The sequence below is a fragment of the Novosphingobium mangrovisedimenti genome, from assembly GCF_025153475.1.
GTDB classification, from domain to species: Bacteria; Pseudomonadota; Alphaproteobacteria; order Sphingomonadales; family Sphingomonadaceae; genus Novosphingobium; species Novosphingobium mangrovi_A.
In genome coordinates, this window is the sequence record NZ_JANZXA010000007.1 from 13,372 (window position 1) to 30,657 (window position 17,286).

The 17,286-nt window shown below is 63.8% G+C and carries 24 protein-coding genes; 1 reads left to right on the forward strand and 23 read right to left on the reverse strand.

Annotation, left to right across the window (positions count from 1 at the left end; genetic code table 11):
- Positions 1–81 precede the first annotated feature (81 nt).
- The 9 genes from NZK81_RS11295 to rplO form a co-directional block, all read right to left on the reverse strand.
- Positions 82–2,271, reverse strand: a complete 2,190-nt coding sequence (locus tag NZK81_RS11295; RefSeq protein WP_260046191.1) for a prolyl oligopeptidase family serine peptidase — start codon at positions 2,269–2,271, stop codon at positions 82–84.
- Between the two features lie 87 nt (positions 2,272–2,358).
- A complete protein-coding gene (gene rplQ, locus NZK81_RS11300) occupies positions 2,359–2,781 on the reverse strand; it encodes a 50S ribosomal protein L17 (protein WP_260046192.1) in 423 nt (140 codons plus the stop codon).
- A 176-nt stretch (positions 2,782–2,957) separates the two neighbouring features.
- A complete protein-coding gene (locus NZK81_RS11305) occupies positions 2,958–4,019 on the reverse strand; it encodes a DNA-directed RNA polymerase subunit alpha (RefSeq protein WP_260046193.1) in 1,062 nt (353 codons plus the stop codon).
- Between the two features lie 108 nt (positions 4,020–4,127).
- Positions 4,128–4,517, reverse strand: a complete 390-nt coding sequence (gene rpsK / locus NZK81_RS11310) for a 30S ribosomal protein S11 (protein ID WP_007011846.1) — start codon at positions 4,515–4,517, stop codon at positions 4,128–4,130.
- A 54-nt stretch (positions 4,518–4,571) separates the two neighbouring features.
- Positions 4,572–4,940 (reverse strand): 30S ribosomal protein S13, encoded by a 369-nt coding sequence (gene rpsM, locus NZK81_RS11315; RefSeq protein ID WP_260046194.1) that lies wholly within the window; start codon positions 4,938–4,940, stop codon positions 4,572–4,574.
- Positions 4,941–5,252: 312 nt separating this feature from the next.
- Positions 5,253–5,960, reverse strand: a complete 708-nt coding sequence (locus tag NZK81_RS11320; protein ID WP_260046195.1) for an SRPBCC family protein — start codon at positions 5,958–5,960, stop codon at positions 5,253–5,255.
- 45 nt (positions 5,961–6,005) lie between these two features.
- Complete coding sequence (locus NZK81_RS11325) at positions 6,006–6,653, reverse strand: adenylate kinase (RefSeq protein WP_260046196.1); 648 nt, start codon at positions 6,651–6,653, stop codon at positions 6,006–6,008.
- 41 nt (positions 6,654–6,694) lie between these two features.
- Positions 6,695–8,062, reverse strand: a complete 1,368-nt coding sequence (gene secY, locus NZK81_RS11330) for a preprotein translocase subunit SecY (protein ID WP_260046197.1) — start codon at positions 8,060–8,062, stop codon at positions 6,695–6,697.
- 195 nt (positions 8,063–8,257) lie between these two features.
- Complete coding sequence (rplO, locus tag NZK81_RS11335) at positions 8,258–8,737, reverse strand: 50S ribosomal protein L15 (RefSeq protein ID WP_260046198.1); 480 nt, start codon at positions 8,735–8,737, stop codon at positions 8,258–8,260.
- Between the two features lie 225 nt (positions 8,738–8,962).
- Here rplO and NZK81_RS11340 point away from each other — a divergent pair, with 225 nt between their 5' ends.
- Positions 8,963–10,435 carry a hypothetical protein gene (locus NZK81_RS11340; protein ID WP_260046199.1) on the forward strand — a complete coding sequence of 491 codons (1,473 nt, stop codon included), beginning with the start codon at positions 8,963–8,965 and terminating at the stop codon, positions 10,433–10,435.
- A gap of 9 nt (positions 10,436–10,444) precedes the next feature.
- On the opposite strand, the gene NZK81_RS11345 is transcribed toward NZK81_RS11340, so the two are convergent.
- From NZK81_RS11345 to rpsC, 14 genes are all read right to left on the reverse strand, one after another.
- Entirely contained in the window at positions 10,445–11,632 is a 1,188-nt protein-coding gene (locus NZK81_RS11345) for an ankyrin repeat domain-containing protein (RefSeq protein WP_260046200.1), read from the reverse strand.
- Positions 11,633–11,795: 163 nt separating this feature from the next.
- A complete protein-coding gene (rpmD, locus tag NZK81_RS11350; protein WP_260046201.1) occupies positions 11,796–11,972 on the reverse strand; it encodes a 50S ribosomal protein L30 in 177 nt (58 codons plus the stop codon).
- 5 nt (positions 11,973–11,977) lie between these two features.
- Entirely contained in the window at positions 11,978–12,670 is a 693-nt protein-coding gene (rpsE, locus tag NZK81_RS11355; RefSeq protein ID WP_260046202.1) for a 30S ribosomal protein S5, read from the reverse strand.
- 2 nt (positions 12,671–12,672) lie between these two features.
- Positions 12,673–13,011 (reverse strand): 50S ribosomal protein L18, encoded by a 339-nt coding sequence (gene rplR, locus NZK81_RS11360; protein WP_260046203.1) that lies wholly within the window; start codon positions 13,009–13,011, stop codon positions 12,673–12,675.
- On the reverse strand, positions 13,011–13,544 hold the full coding sequence (gene rplF, locus NZK81_RS11365; RefSeq protein WP_260046204.1) for a 50S ribosomal protein L6: 534 nt from the start codon (positions 13,542–13,544) through the stop codon (positions 13,011–13,013). Before rplF ends, rplR begins: the two co-directional genes overlap by 1 nt.
- The gene (gene rpsH, locus NZK81_RS11370) at positions 13,544–13,939 is read right to left on the reverse strand and encodes a 30S ribosomal protein S8 (RefSeq protein WP_260046205.1); all 396 of its coding nucleotides are present in this window, start codon (positions 13,937–13,939) and stop codon (positions 13,544–13,546) included. The genes rplF and rpsH overlap by 1 nt, the downstream gene beginning before the upstream one ends.
- 14 nt (positions 13,940–13,953) lie before the next feature.
- Positions 13,954–14,259 (reverse strand): 30S ribosomal protein S14, encoded by a 306-nt coding sequence (gene rpsN, locus NZK81_RS11375; RefSeq protein WP_207094711.1) that lies wholly within the window; start codon positions 14,257–14,259, stop codon positions 13,954–13,956.
- Between the two features lie 26 nt (positions 14,260–14,285).
- Positions 14,286–14,867: a 50S ribosomal protein L5 gene (gene rplE, locus NZK81_RS11380; protein ID WP_260046206.1), complete on the reverse strand. Its 582-nt coding sequence runs from the start codon at positions 14,865–14,867 to the stop codon at positions 14,286–14,288.
- Entirely contained in the window at positions 14,860–15,177 is a 318-nt protein-coding gene (gene rplX, locus NZK81_RS11385) for a 50S ribosomal protein L24 (RefSeq protein ID WP_260046207.1), read from the reverse strand. Before rplX ends, rplE begins: the two co-directional genes overlap by 8 nt.
- Positions 15,177–15,545 (reverse strand): 50S ribosomal protein L14, encoded by a 369-nt coding sequence (rplN, locus tag NZK81_RS11390; RefSeq protein WP_067735999.1) that lies wholly within the window; start codon positions 15,543–15,545, stop codon positions 15,177–15,179. Before rplN ends, rplX begins: the two co-directional genes overlap by 1 nt.
- 84 nt (positions 15,546–15,629) lie before the next feature.
- Positions 15,630–15,920 carry a 30S ribosomal protein S17 gene (gene rpsQ / locus NZK81_RS11395; RefSeq protein WP_260046208.1) on the reverse strand — a complete coding sequence of 97 codons (291 nt, stop codon included), beginning with the start codon at positions 15,918–15,920 and terminating at the stop codon, positions 15,630–15,632.
- A gap of 12 nt (positions 15,921–15,932) precedes the next feature.
- A complete protein-coding gene (gene rpmC / locus NZK81_RS11400; protein ID WP_260046209.1) occupies positions 15,933–16,133 on the reverse strand; it encodes a 50S ribosomal protein L29 in 201 nt (66 codons plus the stop codon).
- A 2-nt stretch (positions 16,134–16,135) separates the two neighbouring features.
- Positions 16,136–16,567 (reverse strand): 50S ribosomal protein L16, encoded by a 432-nt coding sequence (gene rplP, locus NZK81_RS11405; RefSeq protein ID WP_260046210.1) that lies wholly within the window; start codon positions 16,565–16,567, stop codon positions 16,136–16,138.
- Between the two features lie 21 nt (positions 16,568–16,588).
- Positions 16,589–17,284, reverse strand: a complete 696-nt coding sequence (rpsC, locus tag NZK81_RS11410; protein WP_260046211.1) for a 30S ribosomal protein S3 — start codon at positions 17,282–17,284, stop codon at positions 16,589–16,591.
- Positions 17,285–17,286: the final 2 nt, after the last annotated feature.

The following is a 17,286-nucleotide window of genomic DNA, read 5'->3' on the forward strand; positions in this document are numbered from 1 at the left end:
GGACCTGATGTCCGGCATGAGGATGTTCTAGCGAGCCGTCAGTGAGGCGGTCCTGAACTGCCCTTGCAGCAATCGTTCATATTAGTCTTTATTTTTATGAACGTCCTTCACATCATCCGGAAGTGCAAGCCCGGTCCACTGCGCCACGAACGCAAGAATGTCCGCGCCTTCCTCGATCGCCTTGTCGGTCGGCTTGCCCGATCCATGGCCGGCGCGCGTCTCGATGCGGATGAGATGCGGCTTGTCGCCCAGATCGGCAGCCTGCAGCGCCGCCGCGTACTTGAACGAATGGCCGGGGACCACGCGATCGTCGGTATCCGCCGTCGTGACCAGAATCGCCGGATAGTCCGCTCCGTCGCGGATGTTGTGATAGGGTGAATAGGCGCGCAGGATCCGGAAATCCTCCTCCCGGTCGGGATGGCCGTAGTCGTCCACCCAATAGCGCCCGGCCGTGAAACGGTCGAAGCGCAGCATATCCATCACGCCCACTTGCGCGACGGCGGCGGCGAACAGGTCGGGCCGCTGGTTGACGACCGCGCCCACCAGCAACCCGCCGTTGGAACCGCCCTGAATGGCGAGGCCGTCCTTCTTCGCGATGCCCTCGTCGATGAGGTACTCGCTGGCGGCGATGAAGTCGTCGAACACGTTCTGCTTGTTCTCGCGGCGGCCGGCATCGTGCCACTCGCGTCCATATTCGCCGCCGCCCCGCAGATTGGCCAGCGCGAAGGCCCCGCCCGCTTCGAGCCACGCCATGCGCGTCGCCGAGAAGCTGGGGGTCAGCGAGACATCGAAGCCGCCATAGCCGTAAAGCAGCGTCGGCACGGCCTTGCCTGCCTTGGCCACCGCCTTGCTGCGCACGATGAACATGGGCACGCGGGTGCCGTCCTTCGACTGGTAGAAGCGCTGTTCGACGAGGTAAGCGTCGGGATCGTAACAGAGACTGGGCTGCGCGAACGGCTTGCTCTGACCGGTCGACAGATCCAACCGGTAGATGGCCGCAGGGCAGTTGAAGCTGCTGAAGGCGTAGAACGTCTCGGGATCACCCGGCCGGCCGCGGAAACCCGAGGCCGTGCCGATCCCGCTCAGCGTCAGGGTGCGGCCCGGAGAGCCGTCGAGCCCGATGATCTCGGCATGGCTGGCGGCATCGCGCATGTAGTTGAGCACGAGCCGGTCGCCGACGATGCCCGCCCGTTCCAGAATGTCATCTCGCTCGGCAACCAGTTCGGTCCAGTCGGGCGCGCGGGCAGAAAGGTCGATCGACACAAGCCGGTAGCGCGGCGCGTCCTTGTTGGTCACGTACCACAGGTTCTGCCCCGAACCTTCGACCAGCTTCCAGTCGTCGGTAAAGCCCGTCACCAGCACCTGCGTCTTCCACCCGTCGCGCTTGCGATGGGCCAGATCGATGGCTCGCACTTCATAGCGGGCATCGGTTCCGACATGGCTGGTAATCACCGCGATGCGCCCGTCCTGCGTGACTTGCGCCGTATGGCCATAGTCCGGATGGTCGGGCGTGGTATAGACCAGTTCGTCCTCGGTCTGCGCGGTGCCGAGCCGATGGAAATAGACGGCCTGGTTGTAGTTCAGCGACTGGAAGGCGGCGCCTTCCTCGGACTCGGGGAACCGCGAATAGAGGAAGCCCTCCTTGCCCACCCAGGCCAGCCCGGTGAACTTGGCCCAGCGGATCTCGTCGGCCAAGGGCTCACCCGTCTTCACGTCGAGCACGCGCAGGATGCGCCAGTCGCTGCCGCCGTCCTGCACGCTGTAGAGAAGGTAATGCCCCTTGTCCGAAGGCTCCCAGGCATCGAGCGCGGTCGCGCCATCCTTCGCCCAGGCATTGGGATCGAGCAGCAAACGGGGTTCGCCGTCCAGCCCGTGCCGCACGAAGAGCTGCGCCTGCGGCTGGAGCCCGGTGTTGCGCGTGTAGAAATAGCGCTTGCCGGCCTTCACCGGCAGGCCGAAGCGTTCGAAGTCCATGAAGGCGCGAATGCGCTCCTCGAACCGGGCCCGCTGCGGCAGGTCGGCCAGATAGGATTCCGTGACTGCATTCTCGCGCGCGACCCAGTCGGCCACATCGGGCGCCCCGCGCACATCGGCCTCGAGCCAGCGATAGGGATCGGCGACCTTCTCGCCGAAGTGGTCTTCGACGATGTCGTCGCGGCGGGTCTCGGGATAGATGATGTCAGGCATGGGTTCTGCCCTAATGGGCGTCGGCGCGCCGATCGACAAGATGCCCAGCGACACGGTTGCCGCCAGCGCCCGCAGGCGATGCATGTTTCTCTCCCAATCCCAAGATGCAAAAACGGCCGCGAGCCTAGCACCCGCGACCGCTTTGCGTAATCCGAAAGGACGCTGCGAGGCTCAGGCCTCGGCGTATTCCTCGGCCTCGGACATCACCGGACCGGAGTCCTGGCCCTTGGCGTCGGTGTCGCGATCGACCAGTTCGATGATCGCGATCGGAGCAGCGTCCGAAGCGCGGATGCCGGCCTTGATGATGCGGGTGTAGCCACCGTTACGGCCGGCATAGCGCTCGGCGAGAACCTCGAAGAGCTTCTTTTCCTGCGCTTCGTCCATCAGCTTGGAATGGGCGAGACGACGGTTCGAAAGGCCGCCGCGCTTGGCCAGCGTGATCAGCTTTTCGACGTAGGGACGCAGTTCCTTGGCCTTGGCCGTGGTGGTCTGGATCTGCTCGTGCTTGACGAGTGCGGCTGCCATGTTGCGCAGAAGGGCGGCGCGGTGGCCGGACTTGCGCTGCAGCTTGCGGCCGGAATACTTGTGACGCATTTTCTTTCTCCGTTCGTAGGGGGCCCGTGCGAGGTAGCCCGATCCTGGTGGCCGTCAGGGCCGCCACCGTTCGCCCAAATCGTCATCCCAGCGAAGGCTGGGATCGCTGGCCCCTTATTGCAGCGTGGCAGCAAGGTCCCCGGCGATCCTGACCTTCGTCAGGATGACGGAATTTATCAGCCCAGCAGCTCCTGCTCGAGCTTCTTGGCCATCTCTTCGATGTTCTCGGGCGGCCAGCCCGGGATGTCCATGCCGAGGCGCAGGCCCATCGAGGAAAGGACTTCCTTGATCTCGTTGAGCGACTTGCGGCCGAAGTTCGGCGTGCGGAGCATCTCGGCCTCGGTCTTCTGCACGAGATCGCCGATGTAGATGATGTTGTCGTTCTTGAGGCAGTTCGCCGAACGCACCGACAGCTCCAGTTCGTCGACCTTCTTGAGAAGGTAGCGGTTGAGCTGGTTGGCGTCGCTTTCTTCCTGCGGCGCACCGGCGGCCATGCCGATCATCGGCGAAGCGCCGACCGGGGCGATGTCCTCGAAGTGGACGAACAGCGCGAGCTGGTCCTGGAGGATGCGCGCGGCATAGGCCACGGCGTCTTCCGGGGTCACGGTTCCGTCGGTCTCGACCGTCAGGTTGAGCTTGTCGAAGTCAAGCTCCTGACCGATGCGGGCGTTCTCGACCTTGTAGCTGACCTGGCGGACCGGCGAGTAGAGCGAGTCGACCGGAATCAGGCCGATCGGCGCATCGACGGGACGGTTGCCGACGGCGGGGACGTAGCCCTTGCCGGTGTCGGCGGTCAGTTCCATGTTGAGCGTCGCACCTTCGTCGAGGTGACAGATCACGAGGTCCTTGTTCATGACCTCGATGTCGCCCGAAACGGCGATGTCGCCTGCCTTGACGGCGGCCGGACCGGTCGCGGAGAGCTGGAGGCGCTTCGGCCCCTCGCCCTGCATCTTGAGCGCGATCTGCTTGACGTTGAGAACGATGTCGGTGACATCCTCACGCACGCCGGCGAGCGACGAGAATTCGTGCAGAACGTTCTCGATCTTGATCGAGGTGATCGCCGCACCCTGCAGCGAAGACAGCAGCACGCGCCGCAGCGCGTTGCCGAGCGTCAGGCCGAAGCCGCGCTCGAGAGGTTCGGCAACGAACGTCGCCTTCAGCTTGGGGTCGGGTCCCGGCTTGATCTCAAGGCTGTTGGGCTTCTTGAGTTCCTGCCAGTTCTTGATGTTGACAGTCATGGACTTCCCCTGGGATTTCGATGGCGGTTACGCCCGCGGGCCGGTTGGAAAGGCCCCGAGCGTTCCGAAGGCCGGACGGTGACCGGTTCACCGCCCGGAAAGGCTCGATCAGACGCGACGGCGCTTCGAGGGGCGGACACCGTTGTGCGGGATCGGTGTCACGTCGCGGATCGAAGTGATGGTGAAGCCGACAGCCTGAAGAGCGCGAAGGGCGCTCTCGCGGCCCGAGCCCGGGCCTTTCACTTCGACCTCGAGGGTGCGCACGCCATGTTCGGCGGCCTTCTTGCCGGCGTCGTCAGCAGCGACCTGCGCAGCATAGGGAGTCGACTTGCGGCTGCCCTTGAAGCCCATCATGCCGGCCGAGGACCACGAGATCGCGTTGCCCTGGGCGTCGGTGATGGTCACCATGGTGTTGTTGAAGCTGGCATTGACGTGGGCAATGCCGCTCGTGATGTTCTTGCGTTCGCGGCGCTTAATGCGCTGGGGTTCGCGTGCCATATCCGTGTATCCTGTCAATAAATCGCTGCGGAAACCGATGAACGGTCCAGCGGCTTACTTCTTCTTGCCGGCGATCGGCTTGGCCTTGCCCTTGCGGGTGCGCGCATTGGTGTGCGTGCGCTGGCCACGGACGGGGAGCCCCTTGCGGTGACGCAGACCACGGTAGCAGGCGAGGTCCATCAGGCGCTTGATGTTCATCGCGGTTTCGCGACGAAGGTCACCCTCGACGATATGATCGGCGTCGATGGCTTCACGGATCTGGAGCACTTCGGCGTCCGACAGATCCTGAACGCGACGGGCGTGATCGATACCGAGCTTGTCGGCGATCTCGACGGCCTTGGTACGACCGATACCGTGGATATAGGTGAGCGCGATAATCACGCGCTTGTTGGTGGGGATGTTCACCCCGGCAATACGAGCCACTTAAATCTCCATGCTCCACAGGGACACGATGCGCGGCCCCTATCTCAACGCTTGCCACTCTGAACGTGCGAAACGGCGAAGAACCGGAGGACGTCGCAAGCGGTGCCTGAACACGCTTGACCTGGACTATCCGGGACTACCGAAGCTGTCGAGTGAAGGGGGCGCTTAGAATGATTCGCATGGGGTGTCAACGCCTGCCGGGCAGGAAAAGCTGCGCCAACCGCTACAAACAGCGGCGAGCGATGCGAATGCGTATCTGTTCTTTAACGCAAGAGCGCGCGGTAGTCAAAACCAGTCGCCGCGCCTGACGGGCTATCGCCCGATGATTTTCTTCTCGTCCGCCTTCGGAGGCTCTTCGGCAAGCGGCAGCACTTCCGCCGGGATCCGGGGCTGCGCCTGCGGCTGCTCCGCCTGCTCAGGCAGCGGGAACGCCGCCGCGAAGGCCCCGCCCAGCCTGGCGGCGAGATGCTCGACCTGCTCGCCCAGCATCCCGTCCACCGCACTCGCCAGCTTGGGATAGGGTGCGCGCGCGTAGCCGCCGACAACGTACTCGAGCAGCACCTGCGTACGCTTGCCGCCATCCGCCGCTTTCAGCTGAATGGTCAGCGTCCCGTTCACCGCATCGGCCTGCAACGGCCCGAGCGCGCCCACCATGCGCAGGACGCGAGGCCGTTCGATATAGACGACGCGCATATGTTCTACGCTGCCGCGCGGCGCGGCATTGGGCGAGACCGGGTTGGGCAGGATCTCGCAGAAGCATCCACCCGCGCGCGGATCGATGGACAGGTTCGCCGCGTCTCCCGACCAGGTGTGATCGGAATCCCACCAACCGGCAGGCTTGAGAAGCGTGTCCCAGGCCTCGTCGACATCGACCGGAACCTCGACGAGGTGGCGGACGACAAAGCCCTGATCAGAGACTTGCGCCACCTTCGCCGCCGCTGGCACGCCAAGGCATGCCAGAACGGAAATGGCCAGGCCGGAAAAGCCTCCACGGAGCAGGAGGCGTCTGAAGGCTTTCATCTGCATCTCCCTGCTCCTGCTTCAGCGACTTGGCCCGGGATGCCGTCAGGAGGCGAGGATCGCCTCGATCGCGGCCGTCACGTCGTCCATCTCGGCCATGCCGTCGACCTTGCTGACGATACCACGTGCTTCATAGACCGGCAGGATCGGCGCGGTCTTGGCACGGTATTCGGCCATGCGCGTGCGCACGGTTTCGGCATTGTCGTCCGGACGGCGCTTGAATTCAGTGCCCCCGCACTTGTCGCAGGTGCCGGGAACCTTGGGCTGCTCGAACTTGTCGTGATAGCCCTTGCCGCACGCGGCGCAGGTGAAGCGGCCGGTGATGCGTTCGACCAGCGCGTCCTCGTTGACGTCGAGCTCGATCACGTTGTCCAGCTTGCGGCCGCGCGCTGCGAGGATGGCATCGAGCGCCTCGGCCTGTGCCGCCGTGCGCGGATAGCCGTCGAAGATGGCGCCGGTATCGGGGCCCATCGCGTCGAGCTCATCGCCGATGAGAGCCGAAACGATCGCATCGGAGACCAGCTCGCCACGCTCCATCACGGCCTTGGCTTCGAGCCCGGTGGGCGTTCCCGCCTTCACCGCCGCGCGGAGCATGTCGCCGGTTGAAAGCTGGCGCATGCCATGCTTTTCAACGAGACGCTGCGCCTGGGTTCCCTTGCCCGCACCCGGCGGCCCCAGCAAAATAATGTTCACGCCTTACCCCTCAATATGCATTGTCGCCTTGGCCTGTCGCCTCAGCGCATGCGACCTTTCAGTTTCGCCTTCTTGATAAGGTCGCCATACTGGTGCGCCAGCAGATGCGACTGTATCTGCGTGATCGTATCCACGGTCACGTTGACGACGATCAGCAGACTGGTGCCACCCATGAACAGGAGCGGCAAGCCCGTCATCGACAGGAAATACTCAGGAACCGTGCAGACGATGGTGAGGTAGATCGCGCCGATCACCGTCACGCGCGTGAGCACGTAATCGAGATATTCCGCGGTACGCGCGCCCGGCCGGATGCCGGGGATGAAACCGCCGTTCTTCTTCAGGTTCTCGGCCGTCTCTTCCGGATTGAAGACGATGGCGGTGTAGAAGAAGCTGAAGAAGATGATGCCGGCCGCATAGAGCAGCATGTAGAGCGGCTTGCCGTGGCCGAGGTACTGGTTGAGCGTGACCACGAACTGGCCCATCGTCGAATCCGGGCTCAGCGAGTTGCCGGCGAACTGGGTGATGGTCAGCGGCAGCAGCAGCAGCGAGCTGGCGAAGATCGGCGGAATCACGCCCGCGGTATTGAGCTTGAGCGGCAGGTGGCTGCGATCGGCCTGCATCATCCCGCGCTGCGTCGCGCGCTTGGGATACTGGATCAGCAGGCGCCGCGTGGCGCGCTCGAAGAAGCAGATCAGCAGGATCATGCCGATGATCAGCGCGATCAGGGTGATGATCAGCACCGAGCCGGTATCGCCCGCGCTGTAGGCCTGCCCCAGGTTGCTGGCGAAAGTCGGCATCTGGGCGACGATACCCGCCATGATGATGAGCGACACGCCGTTGCCGATCCCGCGCGAGGTGATCTGCTCACCCAGCCACAGCAGGAACATGGTGCCGCCGACCAGCGAGATCACCGCGCCGATGCGGAACATGTAGCCCGGATCGACAACCGCCTGCAGGCCGCTCGACGCGCCATAGGCTTCGAGGCTGACGGCGAGGAAGTACCCCTGCAGCGCGCAGAGACCGACGGTGCCGTAACGCGTGTACTGGTTCAGCTTCTTGCGGCCGGCCTCGCCTTCCTTCTTCAGCGCCATCAGCGCCGGATGGAGCGAAGCGGCCAGCTGCACCACGATCGAGGCCGTGATGTAGGGCATCACGCCGAGCGCGATAAGGCTCATGCGCGAGAGCGAACCGCCCGAGAAGGTGTTGAACAGATCGAGGATGCCGCCCTGCGTCTTGCTGTAGAGCGATTCGAGGATCAGCGGGTTCACACCCGGCAGCGGCACGAAGCTCAGGAAGCGGAAGACGATCAGTGCGCCGATCGTAAACCAGATGCGGTTCTTGAGCTCGGTAGCCTTGGAAAAATTGGCCAGGCTGAGCGAGCTTGCGATGTTGTCGGCGCGGGAAGCCATGACGTCAGGAATGCCTCGAATTATCTTGTCGGATTCGCCCTTAGCGACTGGCGTCTGCCTTGTCGAACCCTGGAACGGAACTGGCCATATAGACATTCGTAGAATGTCTGAAAGACCTGTGTCCCGAAAAGCACAGGAGGGCGAAGCGCCAGGCGCCCGCCCTCCCGGATGTCACCTTGCCTTTCGGCCCGGCAATCAGGCCTCGGCGGCTTCCTTGGCGGGAAGCGTCACCGAACCGCCAGCCTTCTCGACAGCCGCTACAGCGCCCTTCGAGGCACCGGCAACGTTGAAGGAAACCTTGGCGGTCAACTCACCCTTGCCGAGCAGGCGAACACCGTCCTTGCCGCCACGGGCAAGACCGGCGCCCTTCAGGGCGGCGTGATCGACGGTGCCCGAGATGTCGAGCTTGCCGGCATCGATCGCCTTCTGGACGAGGCCGAGGTTCACTTCGGCGTAGTCCTTGGCGAACTTCTTGTTGTTGAAGCCGCGCTTCGGAAGACGCATGTGAAGCGGCATCTGGCCGCCCTCGAAGCCGTTGATCGAGACGCCCGAACGAGCCTTGGCACCCTTCTGGCCACGGCCGCTGGTCTTGCCCTTGCCCGAGCCGATGCCACGGCCGACACGCATGCGGCGGTGACGGGCACCCGAATTGTCGCGGAGATCATTCAGTTTCATAGTCTGCACTCGCTTTCGCTTTTAGTCGCGCTTGATAGGAAGCGGCGCCCCTAGCGGATGCGGATGCGAATGTCACGCCCCCTTTTTCAGCCCTTTCGCGTCCGGCACATGCGGATCCCCGCATCCCGCGGTTCCGCGCATAGAATTAACCCAACGTTATCCATAGCTGCCCCAAGGCACGTCGTGTTCCATTCGTTACCAGGGCACAGCGCATAGATGGCAGACATGGACAAGATCCGGGATCGTTTTCCGGTCTGGTATACGCCGGTCCTGCTGCTGATCGGCATGGCCTTGCGCGCCAGCACCTTCGGCGACCCCAACCTCCATGTGGACGAAGCGTTCTATCAGACGGTCGGCATCGCCATGCACCATGGCGCAATCCCCTATGTCGATGTCTGGGACCGCAAGCCCTGGGGGCTGTTCTTCTTCTACTACCTGATCGCCTTCATCTCGCAGTCCCCCCTCGCCTATCAGCTGATCGCCACCGTCTTCGTCGCAGCCACCGCCTGGATGATCGGCCGCATCGCCAGCGTGTGGAGCTCGCCGCGTGCCGGCCTTTTCGCGGGGATCGTGTACCTGCTGTGGCTCGATGAAATGCAGGGCTTCGGCGGTCAGGGGCCGGTCTTTTACAACCTGTTCATGGTCGTTGCCGGATGGATCGTCTTCCGTTCGCACGAATCCCTGAGAGCGGGACGAATTCCGCCGTCGGTCCCCGCGGCAATGCTGCTTGCCGGCATCGCCATCACTTTCAAGCCGACGGCCTTCTTCGAATCGTGCTTCTTCGGCCTTTACGGGCTTTACCATCTTTCGCGATCATCCATTCCGCGCGCGCGACTGGCGCTGAACGCCGCCGGATGGATGGTGCTGGGCGCGGTACCGGCCATCGCCATATCGGCATGGTATTGGCTCCACGGCTACTGGGACATCTACTGGCAGGCCATGGTGCTTTCGAACCTGAGCAAGCCGGGATTCCTCTACGCCAGCACGATGCGGGCGCTGGTAACCTTCATTTTCCTGGCCCCGATTATCGTCGTCGTGCCCCTGTCGCTGGCGACATGGCGCGGCGAAGGACGCCGTTTCACCACCTGGTGGATGTTCGCGGCGCTGCTTGGCCTGCTGTCGGTCCCGAACTTCTACATGCACTATTCGCTGCCGCTGCTGATCCCCCTGTGCCTGTACACCGCGACGTTCTTCCAGCGCAGGATCGCCGGTCCCTTAGGGCTCGTGGCGCTCACCCTGTGGTCGCTGCAATCCTCCCATGCCTTCGACTTCGAACACACACGCCAGTCGCAACGCGCCATGGCCGCACTCGCCGATGCCATCCGGACGCACGACAACGGCGGCGACCTCTTCATCGTCGATGGGCCTCCACAGCTCTACATCCTGACCGGCCACCGTTTCCCCACGCCCCTGGTGTTCCCGCATCATCTCGGCCACCTGATCGAAAAGGACCTCAGCCACCTTTCGACGATCGGGGAAACGCGAAGAGTGCTTGGCCTCAGGCCCGGGATCGTCGTCATGCCGGACAAGCCGCGCCAGGACCCTCCGAACATGGAAGTCATCGACGCCGTCACCGCCTATGTCACCACACACTGCCGCAAGGTGGCCGGCGTCGAGACTCCGGACCTTCTCACCAGCGCACGCATGAACGTCTGGGCCGATTGCCGGCAAGACAAGGGGCGACCCGCCCGCCCCTAGGCTGCGGCGTCAGGTTCCGCCGAAGCCAACCACCAGCTTGGCGCTTTCGGGCACCGTAACGCCGAAGGCATCGCGCGCCGGAGCCCAGTGCACGATTTCGATGGCGAGGTCGCACAGTTCCTTGTCGAACTCGGGTGAATTCGATGCGGGCTCCAGGCTGCAGGACGTCGAATTACCCTTGTCGTCGACCTCGAACAGCAAGTCGTGGCGGGCAAAGCTGCTCCGGCGCAGGACCTTCTCGTAGCGCTGCTTGAGTTCGGTCAGCGCGTGGTTGAATTCCGTCAGGCTCTGGTCGTCCCATCGCGGCTTCTGGCGCAGGTTCGCGAATTCCTCTTCGGTGACGAGCGGGCGCAGCCGGCGGATCATCGCCGACCAGCGCATGATCCGCGCCACCTGCAGCGGGGATTCGCGGTCGATGGCCGTCTGGCAGGCACCGCCGGTCGGGCTGGCCTTGGCCTTGAGCAGCGCTTCGGCCGCGGGCCAGCGGTGATAGGCGATGGCCCATGCCAGCGGCGTCATGCCGAACATGTCGGGCGCATCGACGTCCTGCTTGTCGCGATTGATCAACACACGGATGTCGTAGACCGAACCGCGCCGCGCCGCCGCGCCGAGGCCATAGGCCATGCGCGCCGGGCCGAGTTCGGCAAAACCGTAAGGCTGCTCGATGCCTTTCGTGCCGGCTTCCGAGAAATCGGGCTCCGGCCCTGCCCGATCGAGATCGCGGCAAATGTCGGCATAGGGATACCGCGCGTCACCCAGGATCGCCGCATTGTAGCGACGCCCGAAATCGGTGACCTTGTCGTCCGGCCCCCTGCCCATCGCCGCAGCTTCGTCGGGCACGAAGGCAAGCGCGCGCACGTCCCACGGCTTGAGCCCTCCCAGGATGCGGCACTGGGCCCCGTAGAGCTCGGTGGAAATCCTGTCGGGCGTTGTGGCCGCGGCGAGCCGGTAGTCGCCCGCATCGAGCGCCTTTTGCGCTTCCGCGACCGGATCGCCGTGATCGTGCAGAGCCTTGACCAGTTCCGCGTCGGACTCGCGAATGGCGGCAAGCCTTGCCGGATCGGCGCGCGCGTCACCGCATTGCGCGACCGGCACGTCTCCCGCGGCCCCATCCCCCCGATCCTCGCGTTGCGCGCACCCGGCCGTGCCGAGCGAAGCAAAACACAGGACCGATGCTGCCAGCAACTTGACGTTCAAGACGTGCTCCCGAGTGGAATCTGCGGCCCCGCGAATAGCATAGCCGCGCGCCGGGGGAAGAGCGCAGTCACTGCCCCCCAAAAGAGGACACTACCCCAGAAAAGGGAAAGGCCCCGGCGTTTCCACCGGGGCCTTTCTCTGTTCTTGCGATACCCGGAGGGGCTCAGTCGACGATCGCCACCATGTGCGGCAGCTTGGCAATCGCGCCGCGCACTTCAGCGGTGTCCTCGATCTCGACGACCCGGTGCATCTTGCCCAAGCCCAGACCGATGAGGATCTTCTTCTGGTTCTCGGGGCGACGGATCGGCGAACCGATCTGCTTGATCTTAATCTTGGCCATGAGTCTTACTCCACGATGGCTTCGGCGGCGGCCTCGGCCTCCACCTCGCTGGCGCCACCGCGACCAAGCAGGTCGGCGACCTTCTTGCCGCGACGCTGGGCAACCGACTTCGGCGAAGTCTGGTTGGTCAGCGCGTCGAAGGTAGCGCGGATCATGTTGTACGGGTTCGAGGTGCCCACCGACTTGGTGACGACGTCAGCGACGCCCAGGCTCTCGAACACGGCGCGCATCGGACCGCCGGCGATGATGCCGGTACCGGCCGGAGCGGTACGCACGTTCACCTTGCCGGCGCCGAAGTGGCCACGACCGTCATGGTGAAGAGTGCGGCCTTCCTTGAGCGGAACACGGATCATCTTCTTCTTGGCAGAAGCAGTCGCCTTGGTGATCGCCTCGGGGACCTCGCGGGCCTTCGAGTGACCGAAGCCGACGCGGCCCTTGCCGTCACCGACGACGACCAGAGCGGCGAAGCCGAAGCGCTTACCGCCCTTCACGGTCTTGGAGACGCGGTTGATGTGAACGAGCTTTTCGATCAGCTCCTCACCGCCTTCTTCCTCGTTGCGATTGCCACGACGGTCGTCGCGACGGCCACGGCCGCCACGCTCGCCACGGTCACGGCCGCGGCCACGACCGCGGCCTTCACGGACTTCCTGGCCTTCGGCCGGGGTCGCGGTCTGGATTTCGGTGTTTTCGTCAGCCATGATCAGAACTCCAGCCCGCCTTCACGGGCGGCTTCGGCCAGCGCCTTGACGCGGCCATGGAACAGGAAACCGCCGCGATCGAACACGACAGAGCTCACGCCGGCCTTCTTGGCGGCCTCGGCAAGCTCCTTGCCCACGCGGGTGGCGGCATCGATGTCGGTGCCCTTGCCGCCAAGCGTGTTGGCAGCGGCCACGGTGCGGCCCTGCGCATCGTCGATGATCTGCGCATAGATGTGGCGACCGGTGCGGTGCACCGAAAGACGCGGACGATCGCCGCCACGGGCACGCAGAGCGGTGCGGACGCGCCGACGACGGCGCTCGAAAAGGGAAAGCTTTGCCATTACTTCTTCTTCCCTTCCTTGCGGAAGATGTACTCGCCGCGGTACTTGATACCCTTGCCCTTGTAGGGTTCGGGCTTGCGCCAGCGACGAATCTCGGCCGCAACCTGGCCGACCTTCTGCTTGTCGATACCGGAGATCTCTACCGTGGTCTGATCCGGGGTCTTGATCTCGATGCCCTCGGGCACGTCGATGTCGACGTCATGCGAGAAGCCGAGCTGAAGCTTGAGCTTCTTGCCCTGCACCTGCGCGCGGTAGCCGACGCCCTTGATCTCGAGGACCTTGGAGAACCCTTCGGTCACGCCCTCGACGAGGTTCGCGACGAGCGTGCGCTGCATGCCCCAGTGGCTGCGGGCCTGCTTGGTCTGGCTCGTCGGCTGAACGGCGATCGCGCCGTCATCGACCGAATAGGTAACCTGATCGGACAGACCCATGGTCAGGGTGCCCTTCGGGCCCTTGACCGACAGCACGCCGTTGTCGATGTTGGCGGTGACGCCGCTCGGGATCGCCACCGGCCTTTTGCCAATGCGGCTCATCAGAACACCTCCGCGAGCACTTCGCCACCGACGTTTTCGGTGCGCGCTTCGTTGTCCGAAAGCACGCCCTTGGGCGTCGAGACGATGGTGATGCCCAGGCCGTTGCGCACGATCGGAAGTTCCTTGGAACCCGAGTAGACGCGGCGGCCCGGCTTGGAAACGCGCTGCACGTGCTTGATCGCCGGCTCGCCTTCGAAATACTTCAGTTCGATGCGCAGCTGCGGGTGAGCGCCGGTGGCATCTTCGCTGAAGCCACGAATGTAGCCTTCGCGCTGGAGCACTTCGAGCACGCGGGCACGAAGCTTGGAGGCCGGGGACAGGACGGAGTCCTTCTTCGCCCGCTGGCCGTTGCGAATGCGGGTGAGCATATCACCCAGGGGATCGGTCATAGCCATCTTCGTCTATTCCCTTACCAGCTCGACTTGGTCACGCCGGGGATCATGCCCTTGTTGGCAAGATCACGCAGCTCAACGCGGCACAGGCCGAACTTGCGGTAGTAACCGCGCGGACGACCGGTCGTGGCGCAACGGTTGCGAACCCGGGTCGGATTGCCGTTGCGGGGGATCTCGGCCAGCTTCAGGCGGGCGATGAGGCGCTCGGTTTCGTCGAGCGATTCATCGTCAGCGATCGCCTTGAGGCGCGCGTACTTGCCTGCGTACTTCTTGACGAGCTTCTTACGACGCTCGTTCTTGTTCACGGAACTCAGTTTCGCCATGGACTTAAGCTCTCTTCCTCAGCGGCTCACGCCGCTTCCTTCTGTTCCGACTCTTCAGCCGGGAACGGGAAACCGAACAGACGCAGCAGCTCGCGCGCTTCGTCGTCGGTCTTGGCGGTGGTGGTGACGATGATGTCCATGCCACGCACCTTCTCGATCTTGTCGTAGCTGATCTCAGGGAAAATGATCTGCTCCTTGAGACCCATCGCGTAGTTGCCGCGACCGTCGAACGACTTCGGATTCAGGCCACGGAAGTCGCGGATGCGGGGCATCGCGATCGTGACGAGGCGATCGAGGAATTCGTACATGCGCTCGCGACGCAGCGTCACCTTGCAGCCGATCGGCATGCCTTCACGCAGCTTGAACTGCGCGATCGACTTGCGGGCCTTGGTGATCACCGGCTTCTGGCCAGCGATGGCTTCCATTTCCTCGGCGGCGGTCTGGACCTTCTTCTTGTCCTGGCTCGCCTCGCCCACGCCCATGTTGAGCGTGATCTTCTCGATCTTGGGCACTTCCATCACGTTCTTGTAGCCGAACTTCTCGGTCATCGCTTTCACGATTTCCGCGTCGTACTTGGAACGCAGACGGGGGGTGTACTTGTCAGCCATCGATGGTCTCCCCGGACTTCACGGCCACACGGACCTTCTTGCCGTCCTTGACTTCGAAGCGAACGCGGGTCGGCTTGCCGTCCTTGTCGGCAACCGCGACCTTGCTGATCGCCATCGGCGCGGGCGTGCGGTCGATGCCGCCCTGCGGGTTCGCCTGGGTCGGCTTGCGGTGCTTGGTCGCGACGTTCACGCCCTCGACCACGACCTTGCCGTCCTTCGGAAGAACCTGGAGGACAGTGCCGGTGCGGCCCTTGTCCTTGCCGGACAGGACGACGACCGAGTCACCCTTCTTGATCTTCGCAGCAGCCATCACAGCACCTCCGGAGCGAGCGAGATGATCTTCATGAAGCCACGGCCGCGCAGCTCGCGCACCACGGGGCCGAAGATACGGGTGCCGATCGGCTCCTCGTTCTTGTTCACGAGGACAGCAGCGTTGCTGTCGAAGCGGATCACGCTGCCATCGGGACGGCGCACGTCCTTCTTGGTGCGCACGATCACCGCACGGTGAACGTCGCCCTTCTTGACGCGAGCGCGCGGCTGCGCCTCCTTCACCGACACCACGATGATGTCGCCGACGCCGGCGAAACGACGCTTGGACCCGCCCAGTACCTTGATGCACTGGACGCGCTTTGCGCCGCTGTTGTCCGCGACGTCGAGATTGGATTGCATCTGGATCATCGATCCGGTTCCTTCTCAACTGGCTTGCCGGAACCAGTCCGGCAGTTCCAAAAACTACCTCGAGCGGGTCGAGGCGACGTCTAATCAGTTACCCGCAGCCTCGACATCGAGGTTGGCTTCGAGGGCGATGCCCTTGCCAGCCTGGAGACTGTCGATCACCTTCCAAGTCTTGGTCTTGGAGATGGGCTTGGTCTCCTCGATGCGGACGCGCTCACCAAGCTTGTAAGCGTTGTCCTCGTCGTGGGCGTGATAGCGCTTCGAGCGGCGGATGATCTTCCCGTAGAGCGGGTGCTTCACCTTGCGTTCGACCAGCACGGTCACAGTCTTGTCGGTCTTGTCGGAAACCACGGTCCCGATCAGAATACGCTTGGGCATCGTGTTTCCTCCTTACGCCTTCGCCGCACGCTCAGCCTGGAGCGTCTTGATGCGGGCGATGTCGCGACGGACTTCCTTGATGCGTGCCGGGCGCTCGAGCTGGCTCGTGGCGGCCTGGAAACGCAGGTTGAACTGCTCGCGCTTGAGGTCGACGAGGTCAGCGGTCAGCTGGTCGTCGGTCTTGGCGCGCAGGTCTTCGATCTTGCTGGCCATGATTAACCCTCCAGGTGCGAGGTGTCGCCGAGACGGGCAACGACCTTGGTCTTGATCGGCAGCTTCATCGCGGCGCGGCTGAAAGCTTCCGCAGCGAGCGGGCCGGCAACGCCGTCGAGCTCGAACAGGATACGGCCGGGCTTCACACGAGCGGCCCAGTATTCGACCGAACCCTTGCCCTTACCCTGACGGACTTCGGCAGGCTTCTTCGAAACCGGCACGTCCGGGAAGACGCGGATCCAGAGACGACCCTGGCGCTTGATGTGACGCGTGATCGCGCGGCGAGCCGCTTCGATCTGGCGGGCGGTAATCCGCTCGGGTTCCATGGCCTTGAGGCCGTAGGAGCCGAAGTTCAGGTCCGTGCCACCCTTGGCAGCGCCCTTGATCCGGCCCTTGAAGGCCTTGCGGAACTTGGTCTTTTTCGGTTGCAGCATGGTGCTTACTCTATCCTAGACTCAGCGCGCGGGGCGAACACCGGAGGTCTGAGCCTCCAGCATCAGCCGGTCCTGCGCCGTCGGATCGTGACCCAGGATCTCACCCTTGAAGACCCAGACCTTGATGCCGATGATGCCATAGGCGGTCAGCGCCTCGGCCTCTGCGTAGTCGATGTTCGCGCGCAGGGTGTGCAGGGGCACACGGCCTTCACGGTACTGTTCGACGCGGGCGATTTCCGCACCACCCAGACGACCGCCGCACATGATCTTGACGCCTTCGGCGCCCAGACGCATCGCGGACTGCATCGCGCGCTTCATCGCACGGCGGAAAGCCACGCGGCGAATGAGCTGGTCGGCGATGCCCTGAGCGACGAGCTTCGCGTCGATTTCCGGCTTGCGGATTTCGACGATGTTCAGCTTCACTTCGCTGCTGGTCATCACGGCCAGCTTCTTGCGCAGCTTCTCGATGTCCGCGCCCTTCTTGCCGATGATGACACCGGGGCGGGCAGCGTAGATCGAGATGCGGCACAGCTTGGCCGGACGCTCGATGACCACCTTCGAGATCGCAGCCTGCGGCACGCTCTCGATGATGAACTTGCGGATCTTGAGGTCTTCCTCAAGCAGCTTGCCGTAGTCCCGGCCTTCCGCGAACCAGCGGCTGTCCCAGGTACGGTTGATCTGCAGACGCAGACCGATCGGATTGCTCTTGTGACCCATGG

Bases quoted from the DNA above. Each gene is read 5' to 3' on its own strand.
- NZK81_RS11295 (WP_260046191.1), bottom strand. From the start codon at position 2,271: ATGCATCGCCTGCGGGCGCTGGCGGCAACCGTGTCGCTGGGCATCTTG.
- rplQ (WP_260046192.1), bottom strand. From the start codon at position 2,781: ATGCGTCACAAGTATTCCGGCCGCAAGCTGCAGCGCAAGTCCGGCCAC.
- NZK81_RS11305 (WP_260046193.1), bottom strand. From the start codon at position 4,019: ATGACTGTCAACATCAAGAACTGGCAGGAACTCAAGAAGCCCAACAGC.
- rpsK (WP_007011846.1), bottom strand. From the start codon at position 4,517: ATGGCACGCGAACCCCAGCGCATTAAGCGCCGCGAACGCAAGAACATC.
- NZK81_RS11320 (WP_260046195.1), bottom strand. From the start codon at position 5,960: ATGAAAGCCTTCAGACGCCTCCTGCTCCGTGGAGGCTTTTCCGGCCTG.
- secY (WP_260046197.1), bottom strand. From the start codon at position 8,062: ATGGCTTCCCGCGCCGACAACATCGCAAGCTCGCTCAGCCTGGCCAAT.
- rplO (WP_260046198.1), bottom strand. From the start codon at position 8,737: ATGAAACTGAATGATCTCCGCGACAATTCGGGTGCCCGTCACCGCCGC.
- NZK81_RS11340 (WP_260046199.1), top strand. From the start codon at position 8,963: ATGGACAAGATCCGGGATCGTTTTCCGGTCTGGTATACGCCGGTCCTG.
- rpmD (WP_260046201.1), bottom strand. From the start codon at position 11,972: ATGGCCAAGATTAAGATCAAGCAGATCGGTTCGCCGATCCGTCGCCCC.
- rpsE (WP_260046202.1), bottom strand. From the start codon at position 12,670: ATGGCTGACGAAAACACCGAAATCCAGACCGCGACCCCGGCCGAAGGC.
- rplR (WP_260046203.1), bottom strand. From the start codon at position 13,011: ATGGCAAAGCTTTCCCTTTTCGAGCGCCGTCGTCGGCGCGTCCGCACC.
- rplF (WP_260046204.1), bottom strand. From the start codon at position 13,544: ATGAGCCGCATTGGCAAAAGGCCGGTGGCGATCCCGAGCGGCGTCACC.
- rpsH (WP_260046205.1), bottom strand. From the start codon at position 13,939: ATGGCTATGACCGATCCCCTGGGTGATATGCTCACCCGCATTCGCAAC.
- rpsN (WP_207094711.1), bottom strand. From the start codon at position 14,259: ATGGCGAAACTGAGTTCCGTGAACAAGAACGAGCGTCGTAAGAAGCTC.
- rplE (WP_260046206.1), bottom strand. From the start codon at position 14,867: ATGGCTGACAAGTACACCCCCCGTCTGCGTTCCAAGTACGACGCGGAA.
- rplX (WP_260046207.1), bottom strand. From the start codon at position 15,177: ATGGCTGCTGCGAAGATCAAGAAGGGTGACTCGGTCGTCGTCCTGTCC.
- rplN (WP_067735999.1), bottom strand. From the start codon at position 15,545: ATGATCCAGATGCAATCCAATCTCGACGTCGCGGACAACAGCGGCGCA.
- rpsQ (WP_260046208.1), bottom strand. From the start codon at position 15,920: ATGCCCAAGCGTATTCTGATCGGGACCGTGGTTTCCGACAAGACCGAC.
- rpmC (WP_260046209.1), bottom strand. From the start codon at position 16,133: ATGGCCAGCAAGATCGAAGACCTGCGCGCCAAGACCGACGACCAGCTG.
- rplP (WP_260046210.1), bottom strand. From the start codon at position 16,567: ATGCTGCAACCGAAAAAGACCAAGTTCCGCAAGGCCTTCAAGGGCCGG.
- rpsC (WP_260046211.1), bottom strand. From the start codon at position 17,284: ATGGGTCACAAGAGCAATCCGATCGGTCTGCGTCTGCAGATCAACCGT.